Consider the following 16869-nt stretch of genomic DNA (forward strand, 5'->3'; position numbering starts at 1 on the left):
ATGAAGATTTTTAAATTTTTTCTTTTAGTCTCAATTGTAATTGTATCATGTAAAACAGTTAAATATCCTGACTTATCAGACGGATTGTATGCAGACATTCAAACAAATAAAGGTGATATTTTGGTGAAACTTCACGCGGATATAGTACCTATGACGGTAGCAAATTTTGTATCCTTAGCTGAAGGTAATAATCCGAAAATGATTGATTCAATGAAAGGAAAGCCTTTTTATGATGGCGTAAAGTTTCATAGAGTTATAAAAGATTTTATGGTTCAAGCTGGTCAACCAAAAGGTCAAGGTCGTAGTTCAGTAGGGTACAAATTTGATGATGAATTTCCTTTAAATGAATCAGGTCAACTTATTTACAAGCACGATTCGGAAGGTGTTCTTTCTATGGCGAATGCTGGTCCAGCTACAAATTCTTCTCAATTTTTTATAACGCACAAAGCGACTCCTTGGTTAGATGGTAAACATTCAGTTTTTGGAAAAGTAACATACGGACAGAACATTGTAGATACGATTGCTCAAAATGATATTATTGAAAAAGTAGATATCATTAGGATTGGTCAATCAGCAAAAAAATTTAATGCTGCTGATGTCTTTATACAAGAGTTAAACAACGCTGAGGAAAGAAAGAAGGAGAGAAGAAGAAAAATTGCAGTTGCCAAGGAAAAAATTAGAAAAGAAATGGATTACTATAGTTCTTCTGTAACGAGTTCTGGTCTAAGGTTTTTACAAATTGAAAAAGGAACTGGTAAAAAAGTAAATCCAGATTTACCAACAACTGTTCATTATCATTTATATGATGATTTAGGTAATAAGATCGCATCGAGTTTAGATCAAAAAGAACCGTTCACATTTACAATTAATGATCCAAATTTACCACTTATTGCAGGATGGAAAGAAGGGGCGAGGATGATGAGTGAAGGTGGTAAAGCCAGATTATTTATTCCTAGTTATTTAGGATATGGTGAAGTTGGTAGGTTGCCAGTTATTAAACCAAATACAGATTTAATTTTTGAAATACACGTTTTAAAAGTTGGTAAGTAGTTTGTTAGATATTATAAAATCAAAAGATGCTGAGCTATTGATTTTCCTAAATAATTTAGGTAGTGAAAAATGGGATGCATTTTGGTTAACAGTTACAAATCAGTTTAATTGGATTCCTCTTTTTGTGATTATTTTAGCGTTAATTTATATCCAATTTGGATTAAAAAAGACACTTTTTTCGTTGTTATTTATAGCGCTTATGGTTACATTTTCAGATCAATTTACTAATTTGATAAAAAATACAACAGGTAGAATTCGTCCTTGTAATACTGTTGAGTTACAAGAGTATTTAAGACAATTTACATATAAACCAAGAGGTTATAGTTTTTGGTCTGGTCATGCTTCATTGTCTACAACATTTACAACATTTATAATACTTTGGTTGAGACGTAAATTCAAATTTATTTTCTTTCTGATTTTATTCCCTTTAGTTTTCGGTTATAGTAGAGTGTATTTAGGTGTGCATTATCCAGGAGATATAACCGTAGGATATCTATCAGGGATAGTTTTAGGAACGTTGTTCTATAAATTATACAGTTTACTTTATCTGAAAATATTTAAAGAAAACCTAGTTCAGTCTAATTAGGTATTTTTTTCCTAGAGTTCCTTCACGGGTGCTCGTATTAAGAAATTTTCCTTTTAGTTTTGTTATTCGGTAATAATTGAATTCTTTCAAAACTGTAAAGGAAATTTTTTTGTTCTTAAATAATTTAAGGTCCTTTTCATTGGCATAAAAAGAGGCTTCTTTTATGTTGTCTATGTCTTCTATATTTACTCGGTAAATAGGTTTGATACAATAAAATTCAAAACCAAAATTACGACTGTTGTTATTGAGTAAATTTATATTTTAAAGTTGTTTTTATTTACATATCTCGCAGCACAAACACCTCCTTGGTATTTAAAAAGAGTAGGATAGAAGTGGGTAAGCATAAATCCGTATAAGAAGCAAAAAGAGATGGATGATAAGTAAAAGCTTCTATTAATTTTGTCTTTGTTGTTATTGAAAACTTGAGTTATTCCAAAAACACATAAACTTAGTAGAAGTACTATCCAGAAATTGAAATCAGGTTTCATTAAAATACTTATTCCAATAATTGCTATAATTGAAATCGAAATTAAAATCCATTGAGATATAACAAATGTTTTCTGAAGATTTCTATAGCGAGATTTAAGTTTGATAATAAAGTCAGCAGTAATTATCGCCATAAGCGGGAACACAATATTGGTATAATGTGCTAATTTGAATTTACTTAATGAAAAAACTAAAATTGTTGCTAATGTTCCGAACAAGGTATAATATTCTTCGTTCGTATTTACTGATTTCAGATTTCTCTTAATCTTTAAGAATGACGTAATATAAAATATAATAGACCAAGGTAAAAACGCCCATAATATTGTATGAACAAAGAAGAAAGGATCTCCGTGACCTTTGATTGGTCCAGTATTAAAAAATCGACCGAATTGACTATCCCATAAAAAGAATTTTATATCTGAAACATCGGTTTTTCCAAAAACAATTTTTTCCGGATGTATGTCAAACTGCAAGTATAATGTGTAAATCTCAGGAAGAATAAAAACAGATACCAATAGTAATCCTAGAATCCATATCGGGTTTATAATCTCTTTCCATTCTTTTGTGATAATAAAATGGTCTCTTAAAGCGGCAACAATTGGAATCATAGCGAATATTTCGTTTATGATAATAGCAAAAGCACAGACCAAACAAGCCATTACTAAATCAGTCCATTTCTTATTTTGAATATAAAGGTAAAAACAATATAAACTAGCTATGATAAACCCTGTTAAATAAGGTTCCGCCCTAACATCAAAATTTGAAATTACACTATGTAATGAAGTTGCTAAAATTATTGCGGCTAAAGTTGTCGTTTCTTTATTATAGTTATTTAAAGTGAATTTATAAGTTGCCCAGATTCCTAATAAAAAGAACAAAACAATAGTTAATCTAAATGCAAAATTGGAGATTCCAAAAATTTTAAAAGATAAAGCTGTTAGCTAGAAAGGTAAGTGTGGCCTATCAAGCAAATCTTTATCTAAAGAATACAAGTTTACAAAATCATTATTCAATTGCATTTCCTGAGCAATCGAACCATAAAGAGCTGCGTCAGGCGGCATCATATCTAAAGGAAAACCTAATAATGTGACACAAACTATTAATAATATAATAGTTAACAATGATTTGTTATTACTCATTTACAGTAATGCTTTTAATCGGACTTAATCGTATGTAGTTTATTTCAGGATTAGAAGTGCCAATTAATTGAATTCTACTTGGATTAAATTTTGAATCGGATATGTTGAAGTTAAATTCAATTTTATCGTTAATTAACATAGCAGGGAATACTTTTTTAACTCTTCCAACACTTAATGCTACCGCTAGTTTTAATGAATTCAATTTACTTAACATTTTTCCTGAAGCCAAAACTTCAAAAGAATTATTAGTATTTTTTGTTAAAATTAAATTATCTGAAAAATCTATTTCAATTGAATTGTTTTTACTGTATGAATTATTAATGTACTTGTAGTAAATTTTTCCTTTATTCTTTTTAGGTAAAGAATCTGTAGGTGAATTGTTTTTACTAATGCCAACTAAAACAGCATTCTCAATTGTATAATTTTTATTGTATGTGTAAAGATCATATTGATTTTTTCTACTGTCCCAAGAGTTTAATTGGTATGGTCTTCTCCCAGAGTAGAACCAATAAAGAGAGGTGGTTTGATAAGAGTTGTATACTAAAGGTGTTTTATCTTTAATTTTTTCATCCAAAGCTACAATCCATTTTTTGTTTCCATGTATCTCAAATTGTTTAGGAAATAACCCGTCTGTAGCTATTATTAATCGTAAAAAAGATGAAGCTACTAATGTTACAATCGCTAAAATTTTGAATAGTTTTATGTCTTTTTGGTTTTCTACTAAGTAGTTAAAAGGAATTACGATTAATGGTATTGATATCGGAACAATCCACTGTGCTTGTGCATGAGTACTGAAGGTACTTATAAAAAAGAAGCTAATAAATCCTATTACAATGAAGTTCAAAGCTTTTTGAAATAAATCTGTATTTTTAATATTTTTAAAAAATGATTTATACACTATAGGAAATGTGAAACCTATGATTGCAATAGAATTTATAATATGCATGTAGGTATTTTCAAATTTATAAACGGCGTTCTCTTTTCTTTCAAATAAATGATACTTAAAAGAAGGAAAGTCGTTTTCAATTTGCCAAAATAAATGTGGTGAAAATAAAGCAAAAGTTAAAAGAGTAGTCAGCCAAATTTTTCCGTCAAGTAAAACTTTTAAGTTTGATAATAATACAAAACTAATAACTAAAATAGCTTGATATTTACTATACATCATACATGCCATTGATATTGCAAGTATTATGTAACTAGTTGTTGATTTTTCTTTTAAATATTTTTTATATCCAAGTAAAAATAATGCTGTAAAAAGCATCAAAGGCGTATCTGGAACTGTAATAAATCCATATACATTGAATAACGAAGTAGTTAACGTTAGAAGAATAAATAACCATTTGTAGTTTGATTTTTTTGAGTGGTCAATTAAAAGCCAAACAAAATAAAATGTTATAGGTAGTGTAATAGAGGAGAAAAAACGAACACTTAATTCTCCTGAGGCAAAGAAAAATTTAGAGATAGAAATCCAAACTGCAACCATTGGAGGATGATCAAAATATCCCCAATTTAATTCATTGCTATAAGTCCAGTAATAGGCTTCATCCGACAATAATTCTGTAAAATAACTTTGTGTGAGGTTAATTACAAATAAAAGAAAAAAGAATAGTAATAATAAGTATTTCGATTGTAGTATTGATTTCATAATTGCAAAACTAAACAATTCGCTTTAGCTTTTTAATTAGTTTCCCCTAAAAGAGCTTAAAAACCTAAACTATCTCTAAGGTAACTATCCTTATTCTTGTTTTTGTTCCAGTAATCAATTTTTATAGATTTAATGAGTTTTGCGGTAGTAATTAATTTTTTTCTTTGGTTCCCATATCCACTTTTATAACTTTCGGTCCAACTCAAAACTTTATATGGAAATTTAGCTTCAAATGTAATTGATAAAGTTCTGTCTAACGTTGGATATTTAATGACATATGTTTTTGAAAAATTATCGCTAGTTGTTGTCGTTTTTGATATGGCTTCGTAAGTTTTCAATTCTTGATGGGTTAAATTCAAAAATGTCATACTAGGAATTATTTCTTGCTTTCCTTGAGGAAGTAATTCAGGATTGAGCCTTATTAGTGACCAAAAATCGTCCTCTAGCGTGTTCTTCGTTAGTTTTTTGTTTTTATAAGAAGCTCCTTCAAAATAAGAGTTTTGACTAAATATTAAGTTGTTTCGGTTGGTCATTTCAGTATATATCATTCCGCACCATTCTTGCATCGAGAAAGCCATTTTTAATGATGTATTCGTTTTTTCAAAGGGAAAAAAAGTACTCTTCATTATTGAATATGGATAAATTCCAGTGTTGAATTTTTTTGTAGAGTTTAGTTTTAAAACTGGAATATTAGTTTCTTTAATAAAATCGGCTTTTGTATTAGAGGATTTAGAAAAAGGTTCTGTAACATAAATCAATGAAGCTATTCCTGTATGAATTTCACCGTATCTAATTTGATTTAATTCATAACTAGAAATTTCAGCTTTTCCATCGAACCAATATTCTTTTGTTTGAGAATTAACTTTTCTGTCCGAAAAGATTTCAGAACTTTTATCAATATTTGTTTCTTTGAAACTTTCCTTTTCGTTACCTGGGGCGCATGACTGTAAAAGTGTAAATGAAATAAGGATCAAAGAAAATATAGAAATAAATTTATGTTTTAAAGTGAGTTTCATGATTCATTTCATTTTAAATAGAGTGAAATGGTTATATAAATTTAATAATAAAAAACCCCGAGAAATTCTCAGGGCTTTCGTTATTTATTCTTCATCAACTTCTGTTCGAGTTTCTGTAGGTTTTTCACCTTTGTCAATTTTTATCGTTAACTCTTTTGTTTCATCGTTGAGATCCATAAAAATTGAATCTCCCTCGTTTAATTTTGAATTTACAATTTCTTCTGCCAGTGCATCCTCAATAAACTTTTGAATAGCTCTTTTTAATGGTCTAGCTCCATATTGCTTATCAAAACCTTTGTCTGCGATATAATCTTTTGCTTTTGCTGTTAAGCTTAATTTGTATCCAAGATCAGAGATTCGATCGAGTAATTTTTTAAGTTCAATATCGATGATTTTATGAATATCATCACGCTCAAGAGAGTTGAAAATAATAACATCATCAATACGATTTAAAAATTCAGGAGCAAATGATTTCTTTAAGGCGCTTTCTATAATTCCTCTCGCATTTGAATCTTCTTGCTCTTTCTTTGCTTGAGTACCAAAACCAACACCAGCTCCAAAATCTTTTAACTTACGAACACCAATATTTGATGTCATAATAATTATAGTATTTCTAAAGTCAATTTTTCTTCCTAAACTATCTGTAACATGCCCATCATCTAGAATTTGTAATAACATATTGAATACGTCTGGATGAGCCTTTTCGATCTCGTCTAGAAGAATTACAGAATATGGTTTGCGACGAACTTTTTCAGTTAACTGTCCACCTTCTTCGTATCCAACATATCCTGGAGGCGCTCCAATAAGTCTTGAGATAGCGAATTTTTCCATGTATTCACTCATGTCAATTCTGATTAAAGATTCGTCCGAATCAAATAATTCTCGAGCTAATACTTTTGCTAATTGAGTTTTACCAACACCAGTAGATCCTAAGAAAATAAAAGAACCAATTGGTTTGTTCGGATCTTTTAGACCAACTCTATTACGTTGGATTGCTTTCACAACTTTGGTAACAGCTTCGTCTTGACCAATAACCTTTCCTTGAATCATACTTGGAAGTTCTGCCAGTCTATGGCTTTCGGCTTCGGCAACTCTATTTACAGGAATTCCAGTCATCATTGAAACTACTTCAGCTACATTATCTTCAGTAACAGTTTCTCTATGAAGCTTTGAATCTTCTTCCCATTGATTTTGAGCTGAATCTAATGCTGCTTCTATGTTCTTTTCGTCATCACGTAACTTAGCAGCTTCCTCATATTTTTGTCCGCTTACAGCTTTTGTTTTGCGTTCTCTAATTTCTTCCAGTTTAGATTCTAATTCTAGGATTTGTTGAGGTACTACTATATTTGTAATGTGAATTCGTGAACCCGCTTCATCTAAAGCATCAATAGCTTTGTCTGGTAGAAAACGGTCTGTCATATATCGGTTTGTTAATTTCACACATGCTTCGATAGCTTCATCCGTAAATTCAACATTATGGTGTGCTTCGTATTTACCTTTTATATTGTGTAAAATCTGAATTGTTTCTTCAACAGTTGTAGGATCTACCATTACTTTTTGAAAACGACGTTCCAATGCTCCATCTTTTTCGATGTTTGTTCTATATTCATCTAGAGTTGTCGCACCAATACATTGAATTTCTCCACGAGCTAAAGCTGGTTTTAGCATATTAGATGCGTCTAAAGAACCAGTAGCGCCACCTGCGCCTACGATTGTATGAATTTCGTCAATAAATAGAATGATATCGTCATTTTTTTCTAATTCATTCATCAAAGCTTTCATTCTTTCTTCGAATTGCCCTCTATACTTTGTACCAGCAACCAAACTTGCCAAATCAAGAGAGATTATTCTTTTGTCAAAAAGAATTCTTGAAACTTTTCTATTTACAATTCTTAGAGCTAAACCTTCTGCAATTGCTGATTTACCCACACCAGGCTCACCAATAAGCATTGGATTGTTTTTCTTTCTTCTACTTAAAATTTGGGAAACACGTTCTATCTCCTTCAATCTTCCGACTACAGGATCGAGTTTTTCATTTTCAGCTAAAGCAGTCAAATCTCTTCCGAAGTTGTCTAAAACAGGTGTTTTTGATTTTTTATTAGCTTTACTTCTTTGGGAAGATTGTTGTTGGCCGTATGGTCCGGATTTTTCCTCAGCGAATTCATCATCATTAGTTTCTGCAATAGGATTAATTATGCTGCCACCATCAATGTTTAACTCTTTATACAAAGCTTTTGCCTGATCATAGTCAACATCATATTTCTGAAGAAGTTTTGTTGTAGGATCATTCTCATTTCTTAAAATGCATAGTAACAAATGGGCAGTGTCTATAGCGTCACTTTGGTATAATTTAGCTTCTAAAAATGTAGTTTTTATAGCCTTTTCCGCTTGACGAGTTAAGTGTAAATTTTTCTTTTGATTTGCTTCAATTAGAGATGAGGTAGGGTTTAATCTTTCTAATTTATTTCTAACTAAATCTAAATCTATATCAAAAGTGGTTAAAATTTCTATCGCTTTTCCGTCTCCCTTTCTTATTAAACCAAGTAAAAGATGCTCCGTTCCAATAAAGTCGTGTCCTAATCTTAAGGCCTCTTCCTTACTGAAGGTAATTACATCTCTTACGCCAGGTGAAAAATTTTCGTCCATATATATATTCTTGATTTGTAAAGTTAATAAGAATTTTAATGAAAAACACAAAAACGATGCCAGTAAAACAATACGACAAAAAGGCAGTTCAGATGTTAATTAGTTATTTGTTAGAAAAACCTTCTTTGATTGTTGATAAGTTCAATAAAAACGATTGAGTAAAAGTTTGGAAATAATGGGTAAAAGTCTATCTTGCACTGTTTGTAAAAAGAAATACAACTTTGTATTTTAAAAAGTGAATTTTATAACATTAAAATTCACTTTTTTGACGAAATGAGTATTAATGATTTAAATTGAGATATATGGCAGACGGGGAAAAGTTAATTCCAATTAATATCGAAGAACAAATGAAATCCGCTTACATTGACTATTCAATGTCAGTAATTGTTTCGAGAGCTTTACCAGATGTAAGAGATGGTTTAAAGCCTGTACATAGAAGGGTTTTGTACGGAATGCATGAGTTAGGAATTAAATCAACAGGAGCATATAAAAAATCGGCAAGAGTAGTAGGAGAGGTGTTAGGTAAATATCATCCACATGGAGATACTTCGGTTTATGATTCTATGGTACGTATGGCACAAAACTGGAGCATGCGTTACATGATGATTGATGGGCAAGGAAACTTTGGTTCTGTTGATGGAGATAGTCCGGCAGCTATGCGTTACACGGAGGTTAGAATGCAAAAAATATCAGAAGAAATGCTTTCTGATATTGAGAAAGATACAGTAGATCACAAGTTAAACTTCGATGATACTTTACACGAGCCAACTGTATTACCAACTAGAATTCCGAACTTATTAGTTAACGGAGCTTCTGGTATTGCGGTAGGTATGGCAACTAATATGGCGCCACACAATTTAACCGAAGTCATCAATGGAACGATTGCCTATATTGATAACCGTGATATTGAAATCGATGATTTAATGCAGCACATTAAAGCACCAGATTTTCCAACAGGAGGAATTATTTACGGTTATGATGGTGTAAGAGATGCTTTTCACACAGGACGTGGACGAATCGTAATGCGCGCAAAAGCTACTATTGAAGAGGTAAAAGGTCGTGAATGTATCATAGTTACTGAAATACCATATCAAGTCAATAAGGCAGAGATGATTAAGAAAACTGCTGATTTGGTTAACGACAAGAAATTAGAAGGTATTGCAAGTATTCGCGATGAGTCAGACAGAAAGGGTATGCGAATCGTTTACGTCTTAAAGCGTGATGCAATCCCTAATATTGTTTTAAATAAATTATTTAAATACACGCAATTGCAAACGTCTTTTAGTGTTAATAATATTGCACTTGTTAAAGGTCGTCCTCAGCAGTTAAACTTAAAAGAGTTAATTCACTATTTCGTAGAACATAGACATGAAGTAATCGTTAGAAGAACTGAATATGAACTCAAAAAGGCTGAGGCTAGAGCACATATTTTAGAAGGTTTAATTATTGCTTCAGATAATATTGATGAAGTAATTTCAATTATTAGAGGCTCTGCTAATGCCGATGAAGCGAGAGAAAGTTTGATAAAAAGATTTGAGTTAACAGAGATTCAAGCCAAAGCTATTGTTGAAATGCGTCTTCGTCAGTTAACTGGACTAGAACAAGACAAATTAAGAGGTGAATATGATGAAATCATAAAAACAATTGCTGATTTAAAAGATATTTTAGCTAACGAGCCAAGAAGATATCAAATTATCAAGGATGAGTTGGAATTAATTCGTGATAAATATGGTGATGAGCGTCGTTCAGTTATTGAATATGCGGGAGGAGATATGAGAATTGAAGATATGATTCCAAATTCCAAAGTTGTTGTTACGATTTCTCATGCCGGATATGTTAAAAGAACCAATCTAGATGAATATAAAGTTCAAAATAGAGGGGGTAGAGGTCAAAAAGGAGTAACTACACGTAATGAAGATTTCTTAGAGCATTTATTTGTTGGTACAAACCATCAGCATATGTTGTTCTTTACACAAAAGGGAAAAGTTTTCTGGATGAGAGTATTTGAAATTCCAGAAGGAGGAAAGAATACTAAAGGTAGAGCAATTCAAAACTTGATCAATATCGAACAGGATGATAAAGTGAAGGCATTCTTGGTTACTGATGATTTAAAAGATGAGGATTATATCAACAACCATTATGTAATCATGGCAACTAAGAAGGGTAAGGTTAAGAAAACACCTCTAGAACAATATTCTAGACCAAGAGCTAATGGTATTAACGCAATTACTATAAAAGAAGGAGATGAATTATTAGAAGCTAAATTAACTACTGGAGATAGTCAAGTTATGCTGGCATTAAGATCTGGTAAAGCAATTCGTTTTGAAGAAGAGAAAACGAGGCCAATGGGTCGAACAGCTTCTGGTGTTAGAGGTATTACACTGCAGCATGAAGAAGATGAAGTTGTTGGAATGGTTTCTGTAAATGATATGGAGAGTAATATCTTGGTAGTTTCAGAAAAAGGTTATGGTAAACGATCTAAACTTGAGGATTATCGAATTACAAATCGTGGAGGAAAAGGTGTCAAAACATTGAATATCTCAGAAAAAACCGGTAATTTGGTCGCCATAAAAAATGTAGATGATTCTAACGATCTAATGATCATCAATAAGTCAGGAATCACAATAAGAATGGCTGTTGAGGATTTAAGAGTTATGGGAAGAGCTACGCAAGGTGTAAAATTAATCAATATTAAGAATAGTGATAGTATCGCAGCAGTCGCAAAAGTTATGCACGAGGAAGATGAAGAAAATGGCACAGAAATTGAAAACGAAACTAGTGTAAATTAACAATACAGTATAAAATAACTAATATTAACTAAGATGAGAAAACAAGTTTTAGCAATTTCTTTAGGTTTACTAACATTAGGTTCTTTTGCTCAAAAAAAAGAGCTTAAATCTATTGAGAAAGCACTTAAAAATAATGATTTTACTGGAGCTTTGACGATTGTAAATTCACTTGATGCTTCAATTGAAAGTGCAGATGATAAGTATAAATCTAAGTATTACTTCTTAAAAGGGCAGGCTTTTGCTGGTAAGAAGGAATATCAAAAGGCAGCTGATGCTTTCAATCAATTATTTGATTTCGAAAAGAAAATAGGGAAAGAACGTTATTCGGGTGAGGCTAGACCGAAGCTAGATAAGTTAATCCAATCTGTATCTGAAAGAGCAGTTAATTTATATAATAAAGAGAAGAATTATGATGAGGCTTCAAAATTCTTTTATTTAACGTATAAATTAAGTCCAAGAGATACTGCTTTTGCATACAACGCAGCTGTAAGTGCAACTCAAGCTAAGAATTACGATGCAGCAATTAATTATTACAAAGAGTTGATCCAAATTGGTTACACAGGCAAAGAAGTTCAATACTTCGCTATCAATAAGGCGACTGGTAAGGAAGAAAATTTAGGTAATAAAGTGCAAAGAGATGCGATGGTTAAGTCAGGGAAATATTCTACTCCAACTGAAAAAACGACTGAGGGTAGATCTGCAACAATCATTAAAAACTTTGGTTTAATTTTAAAAGAGCAAGGTAAAACTGATGAGGCTATCGTTGCTATTTCTAAAGCTAGAAAAGCAAATCCAAAAGACTTAAACCTATTATTGAATGAGGCTCAGTTGTATATCGAGTTAGGTAAAATGGATAAGTTTGGAGAATTAATGACGGAGGCTGTTTCATTAGATCCAAATAACCCAACATTGTACTATAATTTGGGTGTAGTAAACTTTAACCAAGGTAGAACAGAAGAGGCTGAAAAATACTATAAGAAGGCAATTGAAATTAAGCCAGATTATGCTGATGCTTACATGAATTTATCAGTTGTAATTTTAGACAAGGAGAAGGCTATTGTAGAGGAAATGAATAAGAATTTGTCAAACTTTAAGAAGTACGATGAATTAGCTCTTAAGCAAAAAGAAGTTTACAAAGAAGCTTTACCATATTTAGAAAAGGCAGATAGCTTAAATAGAAGCTTAGATACAGTTAAGTCTTTAATGAGTATCTACGAAGTTCTTGAAATGGAAGGGAAATCTAAAGAATTTAGAGGCTTATACAAATCAATGAAATAATTAAAAGAAATTAAAGAATAAAAAAGAGAAGCTATTTAGCTTCTCTTTTTTTATATCATCTTTTTAATAACTCTTAATCGATGACTATGTTGTTGTGTATCGATATTGTAAATACCGCTATGATCTAATTTATCAATTCGGACTTTACCGTGAGCGTGAATAATATTGTAATCATTCATTATAATGCCCACATGTGTGATTATACCCTCATCATTATCGAAAAAAGCTAAATCTCCTGGTTCACATTCTTCTATAAAACTTAATACTTCACCTTGAGTGGCTTGTTCCTTGGCATCTCTAAGTAATTTATGTCCACAAATTTTATACACAGTTTGCGTAAAGCCTGAACAATCGATTCCAAATGGTGTTTTTCCACCCCACAAATATGGAGAATTTAAAAATAAATAAGCTATTTCTACAATAGCGTTTTTACTTAATTTTTGACCAACTGTCTTTCCTTCATATTTATAAGTAATATTATTTATTTGAAACGAATTATCATTTAAAAATGGAAGTCGTGCTCCAATCGGTATTGTAGTTAAATTGTTTTCGGAATCTGTAATAAAATCAATTAATTCACCTGAAAAAATAGGGTGTTCATTTTGGAGTTTTACATACAAAGATTCTGTAATCTCTTCATATTGTTTATTATCAATAAAACCCTCGTAACTATCAAATGAAAGTTTTATTTTACTCCATTTTTTAGTTTTTTCTAGGATTTCAAAGTGTTCACCAAAAATTACTTGACTAACCATTTCTGAAGCATCACTAGCTTCTGACCGTAAGGGAACAATACTTAAATTACAAATTCCGAACAAACAATAATGTTTTTAATTGACTAAATTCTTTCGATCACCATTGCGCTAGCACCACCACCGCCGTTACAAATACCAGCAGCACCAATTTTGGCATCATTTTGTTTTAAAATAGATGTTAAAGCAATTATAATTCTTGCTCCAGAAACACCTAATGGATGTCCTAAAGAAACTGCACCACCATTTATATTTACTTTATCTCCCGAAATACCTAATATTTTTGTGTTAGCTAAACCTACGACAGAAAAAGCTTCATTTAATTCAAAATAATCTACATCCTCAATAGCAACATTTGCTTTAGCTAATGCTTTTGGTAGCGCTTTTGCTGGAGCTGTGGTAAACCATTTCGGTTCATGAGCAGCATCCGCATAACCTTTAATTTTAGCTAATGGTTTAATTCCTAATTCTTTAGCCTTTTCAGCCGACATTAATACTAACGCAGCCCCACCATCATTAATTGTTGAAGCGTTAGCAGCTGTTACTGTTCCCTCTTTTGTAAACGCAGGACGTAAGGCTGGAATCTTTTCCATTTTAACGTTTTTATATTCCTCATCTTCAGAAAAGATAATAGGCTCTCCTCTTCTTTGTGGAATTTCAACAGGTACAACTTCTTCAGCAAACTTTCCTTCGCTCCAAGCTTTAGCAGAACGATTATATGATTCAATAGCGAAAGCGTCTTGATCTTCTCTTGAAAAATTATATTCTACAGCACACTCATCAGCGCAAACTCCCATAGCTACTTGTTCGTAGGCATCTACTAGACCGTCTTTCTGCATTCCATCTTCCATTTTTACTGGTCCGAATTTTGTTGCAGATCTTGCATGTTGATAATGAGGTATCATACTCATATTTTCCATTCCACCAGCAACTACAATATCAGCATCACCTAATGCAATAGATTGTGCAGCTAACATGATTGATTTCATACCAGAAGAACAAACTTTGTTAACTGTAGTACATGGAACTGTGTCTGGAATTCCAGCTAAAATAGCTGCTTGTCTAGCAGGAGCTTGTCCTAAACCAGCAGAAACAACATTCCCCATAAAAACCTCGTTTACTAATTCTGGTTTTAAGTTGATTTTATCTAAAGCACCTTTAATTGCTACTGCTCCTAATTTTGGAGCCGGAGTATTTGATAAAGTTCCTAAGAAACTTCCTATCGGAGTTCTTGCTACAGATGCAATTACTACTTCTTTCATGTTACGTTTGTTTGTTAAATAATGTCTTGCGAAAATAACCATTTTATGCTTAGAACTCAAATAATACTAAAAGGTTATATTTACGTTTATAAATACATTCATATGAAGAAATTAATAAGCTACTTATACAGAAACAATTCCATTGTTTACAAGGTGTTATTGTTTTTAAGTACAGCTTTTGCTATTGTTTACTTTTTCCCTAAAGGAGGAAAATTCCGATATGATTTTTCTCAGGGAAAACCTTGGCAATATGATAATTTATATGCTCCTTTTGATTTTGCTATTCAAAAGTCAGAGGAGGAGGTTTCCGACGAAATTAAGGAATTATCATCTTCTTCAAAACAATATTTTCTTTTCAATATTGAAAAAAAGATTTCTATTGAGAGGGAATTTTTAAATAAAATTGATGATTTATCTCCTTCTGATAGTTTGTCTGTAAAGGAGATTAAAAAGCTTAGAAAAAGTGGTTTAGAACTAATTAAGGATATTTATAGATTTGGTTTTATCGACGATGTTTCTAAGAATAAGGTAAACAAAAACGCGATTATTATTCTTAGAAAAGGTGAAGTTATTGAGAATATCTCTTTTCAAAACTTAGTTCAATCAAAAGATATACTAAGGAGAATAAGCGATCAGTTTTCAGATGTTGAAAGTTTAAGTGGAAAGAATTTTGTTTTTGAGATTTTATCGGAACTCATCCAACCGAATGTAAGTTTTGACGCCGAATATACTCAGAAGGAATTAGATGAGATTTTGAATGATATTTCTTATACCAAAGGAATGATTTCTAAAGATGCTTTGATCATTCAAAAGGGTGATATTGTAGAAGGAGAAAATTTGAATGTTCTTCAATCATTTAAAGAAGCCTCAAAATCTTTGATATGGACAAAGTCGAATTATAATTGGTTAGTATTAGGATATACTTTACTTGTGTCTTTAGCATTATTGATGTTGTTGTTGTTTTTAGATCGTTACAGGAAAGAGATATTTGCAGATAATACAAAGGTAACCTTCATTTTTTCCAATGTGTTATTAATGATTTTCGCACAAACGGTAATGGTGAAATATAATTCTGATTTGTTATATGTAATTCCGTTGAGTATTTTACCAATAGTCTTAAAAGCTTTTTTTGATGCACGTTTAGGATTATTTACCCATGTTTTAACTATTTTATTACTTGGTTTTATAGTTCCAAATAGTTTCGAGTTTATTTATCTGCATATCATAGCTGGAATTGTAACTATTTTATCCGTTACTGAATTATATAAAAGAGCAAGTTTATTTATTTCTATCGCTCAAATTACATTAATTTATATGGTGACTTATTTTGCTTTTTCAATTATTAAGGAAGGGAATATAAGTAATATTAAATGGGAATACTTTGGATTGTTTGCCGTCAATGGGTTATTGTCATTTTTGGCTGTTTTCTTTATTTATTTTTATGAAAAGGTGTTTGGGTTAGTTTCAGATGTGACTTTACTAGAGTTATCAAATACCAACTCCAAGTTACTACGAGAACTTAATGAGAAAGCGCCAGGAACTTTTCAACATTCCATGCAAGTTGCTAACTTGGCTGAAGCAGCGGCAAATGAGATAGGTGCGAATTCCATGTTAGTTAGAACAGGAGCATTGTATCATGATATTGGCAAAATGAAGAATCCTAAATTTTTTACCGAAAATCAAATTACAGGTGTAAATCCGCATAACGATCTAGCTCCAGTAGATAGTGCACGTATTATTCTAGATCATGTTATGAATGGAATTGAAATAGCGAAGAAAAATAATATCCCAGATCGCATTATTGATTTTATACGCACGCACCATGGAACAAGTCTGGTTTATTATTTCTATAAGAAAGAACAAGAGATGAACCCAGAGGAAGAGATAGAGGAGAAGAAGTTTAGATATCAAGGTCCAATTCCGTTTTCAAAAGAAACTGCTATTTTGATGATTTGTGATGCAGCGGAAGCAGCTTCAAAAAGTTTGCAAAATCCATCTGCACAATCAATCGATGAATTAATTGATAAAATTGTCGAGGGACAGAAAAATAATGATCAGTTTATAAATTCAAATATTACGTTTCGAGAGATAGAAAAAATAAAAAAAGTTATAAAAGGTAAGTTGATGAATATCTATCATTTAAGGGTTGAGTATCCAGAATAGTGAAATTTTTTCTAAAAAATACTTGTGAGAATCCTTTTCTAATGTTACATTTGCACT

The 16869-nt window shown here is 31.5% G+C and carries 12 protein-coding genes; 5 read left to right on the top strand and 7 right to left on the bottom strand.

Annotated elements, in window-relative coordinates:
* The gene (locus BTO06_RS03825) at nucleotides 1-1050 is read left to right on the top strand and encodes a peptidylprolyl isomerase (RefSeq protein WP_100924039.1); all 1050 of its coding nucleotides are present in this window, start codon (nucleotides 1-3) and stop codon (nucleotides 1048-1050) included.
* 1 nt (nucleotide 1051) lies between these two features.
* Nucleotides 1052-1636 (top strand): phosphatase PAP2 family protein, encoded by a 585-nt coding sequence (locus BTO06_RS03830; RefSeq protein ID WP_100924040.1) that lies wholly within the window; start codon nucleotides 1052-1054, stop codon nucleotides 1634-1636.
* Between the two features lie 254 nt (nucleotides 1637-1890).
* Here the strand turns inward: BTO06_RS03830 and BTO06_RS03835 are convergent, their stop codons facing one another.
* The 5 genes from BTO06_RS03835 to BTO06_RS03855 all read right to left on the bottom strand — a co-directional run bounded on the left by BTO06_RS03835 (nucleotide 1891) and on the right by BTO06_RS03855 (nucleotide 8568).
* Nucleotides 1891-3000: an ArnT family glycosyltransferase gene (locus tag BTO06_RS03835; RefSeq protein WP_232731509.1), complete on the bottom strand. Its 1110-nt coding sequence runs from the start codon at nucleotides 2998-3000 to the stop codon at nucleotides 1891-1893.
* Between the two features lie 63 nt (nucleotides 3001-3063).
* Complete coding sequence (locus tag BTO06_RS03840) at nucleotides 3064-3261, bottom strand: hypothetical protein (RefSeq protein ID WP_100924042.1); 198 nt, start codon at nucleotides 3259-3261, stop codon at nucleotides 3064-3066.
* Entirely contained in the window at nucleotides 3254-4906 is a 1653-nt protein-coding gene (locus tag BTO06_RS03845; RefSeq protein ID WP_100924043.1) for an ArnT family glycosyltransferase, read from the bottom strand. Before BTO06_RS03845 ends, BTO06_RS03840 begins: the two co-directional genes overlap by 8 nt.
* 56 nt (nucleotides 4907-4962) lie before the next feature.
* Nucleotides 4963-5922: a septum formation inhibitor Maf gene (locus BTO06_RS03850; RefSeq protein WP_232731510.1), complete on the bottom strand. Its 960-nt coding sequence runs from the start codon at nucleotides 5920-5922 to the stop codon at nucleotides 4963-4965.
* A gap of 84 nt (nucleotides 5923-6006) precedes the next feature.
* The gene (locus tag BTO06_RS03855; RefSeq protein ID WP_100924044.1) at nucleotides 6007-8568 is read right to left on the bottom strand and encodes an ATP-dependent Clp protease ATP-binding subunit; all 2562 of its coding nucleotides are present in this window, start codon (nucleotides 8566-8568) and stop codon (nucleotides 6007-6009) included.
* 302 nt (nucleotides 8569-8870) lie between these two features.
* On the opposite strand from BTO06_RS03855, the gene gyrA reads away from it, so the two are divergent.
* Complete coding sequence (gene gyrA, locus BTO06_RS03860; RefSeq protein ID WP_100924045.1) at nucleotides 8871-11357, top strand: DNA gyrase subunit A; 2487 nt, start codon at nucleotides 8871-8873, stop codon at nucleotides 11355-11357.
* 33 nt (nucleotides 11358-11390) lie between these two features.
* The gene (locus tag BTO06_RS03865) at nucleotides 11391-12635 is read left to right on the top strand and encodes a tetratricopeptide repeat protein (protein WP_100924046.1); all 1245 of its coding nucleotides are present in this window, start codon (nucleotides 11391-11393) and stop codon (nucleotides 12633-12635) included.
* A 50-nt stretch (nucleotides 12636-12685) separates the two neighbouring features.
* Here the strand turns inward: BTO06_RS03865 and BTO06_RS03870 are convergent, their stop codons facing one another.
* Entirely contained in the window at nucleotides 12686-13453 is a 768-nt protein-coding gene (locus tag BTO06_RS03870) for a C40 family peptidase (protein ID WP_100924047.1), read from the bottom strand.
* Between the two features lie 20 nt (nucleotides 13454-13473).
* Nucleotides 13474-14649, bottom strand: a complete 1176-nt coding sequence (locus tag BTO06_RS03875; RefSeq protein ID WP_100926705.1) for an acetyl-CoA C-acyltransferase — start codon at nucleotides 14647-14649, stop codon at nucleotides 13474-13476.
* Between the two features lie 102 nt (nucleotides 14650-14751).
* On the opposite strand from BTO06_RS03875, the gene BTO06_RS03880 reads away from it, so the two are divergent.
* Nucleotides 14752-16812 (top strand): HD family phosphohydrolase, encoded by a 2061-nt coding sequence (locus tag BTO06_RS03880; RefSeq protein WP_100924048.1) that lies wholly within the window; start codon nucleotides 14752-14754, stop codon nucleotides 16810-16812.
* The last annotated feature ends 57 nt before the right edge of the window (nucleotides 16813-16869 follow it).

The organism is Tenacibaculum sp. SZ-18 (genome assembly GCF_002813915.1).
Classification (GTDB): domain Bacteria; phylum Bacteroidota; class Bacteroidia; order Flavobacteriales; family Flavobacteriaceae; genus Polaribacter.

Excerpts from the sequence above, each read along its gene's own strand:
- BTO06_RS03825 (WP_100924039.1), top strand. The coding sequence starts at position 1 with ATGAAGATTTTTAAATTTTTTCTTTTAGTCTCAATTGTAATTGTATCA.
- BTO06_RS03840 (WP_100924042.1), bottom strand. The coding sequence starts at position 3,261 with ATGAGTAATAACAAATCATTGTTAACTATTATATTATTAATAGTTTGT.
- BTO06_RS03845 (WP_100924043.1), bottom strand. The coding sequence starts at position 4,906 with ATGAAATCAATACTACAATCGAAATACTTATTATTACTATTCTTTTTT.
- BTO06_RS03850 (WP_232731510.1), bottom strand. The coding sequence starts at position 5,922 with ATGAAACTCACTTTAAAACATAAATTTATTTCTATATTTTCTTTGATC.
- BTO06_RS03855 (WP_100924044.1), bottom strand. The coding sequence starts at position 8,568 with ATGGACGAAAATTTTTCACCTGGCGTAAGAGATGTAATTACCTTCAGT.
- gyrA (WP_100924045.1), top strand. The coding sequence starts at position 8,871 with ATGGCAGACGGGGAAAAGTTAATTCCAATTAATATCGAAGAACAAATG.
- BTO06_RS03865 (WP_100924046.1), top strand. The coding sequence starts at position 11,391 with ATGAGAAAACAAGTTTTAGCAATTTCTTTAGGTTTACTAACATTAGGT.
- BTO06_RS03875 (WP_100926705.1), bottom strand. The coding sequence starts at position 14,649 with ATGAAAGAAGTAGTAATTGCATCTGTAGCAAGAACTCCGATAGGAAGT.
- BTO06_RS03880 (WP_100924048.1), top strand. The coding sequence starts at position 14,752 with ATGAAGAAATTAATAAGCTACTTATACAGAAACAATTCCATTGTTTAC.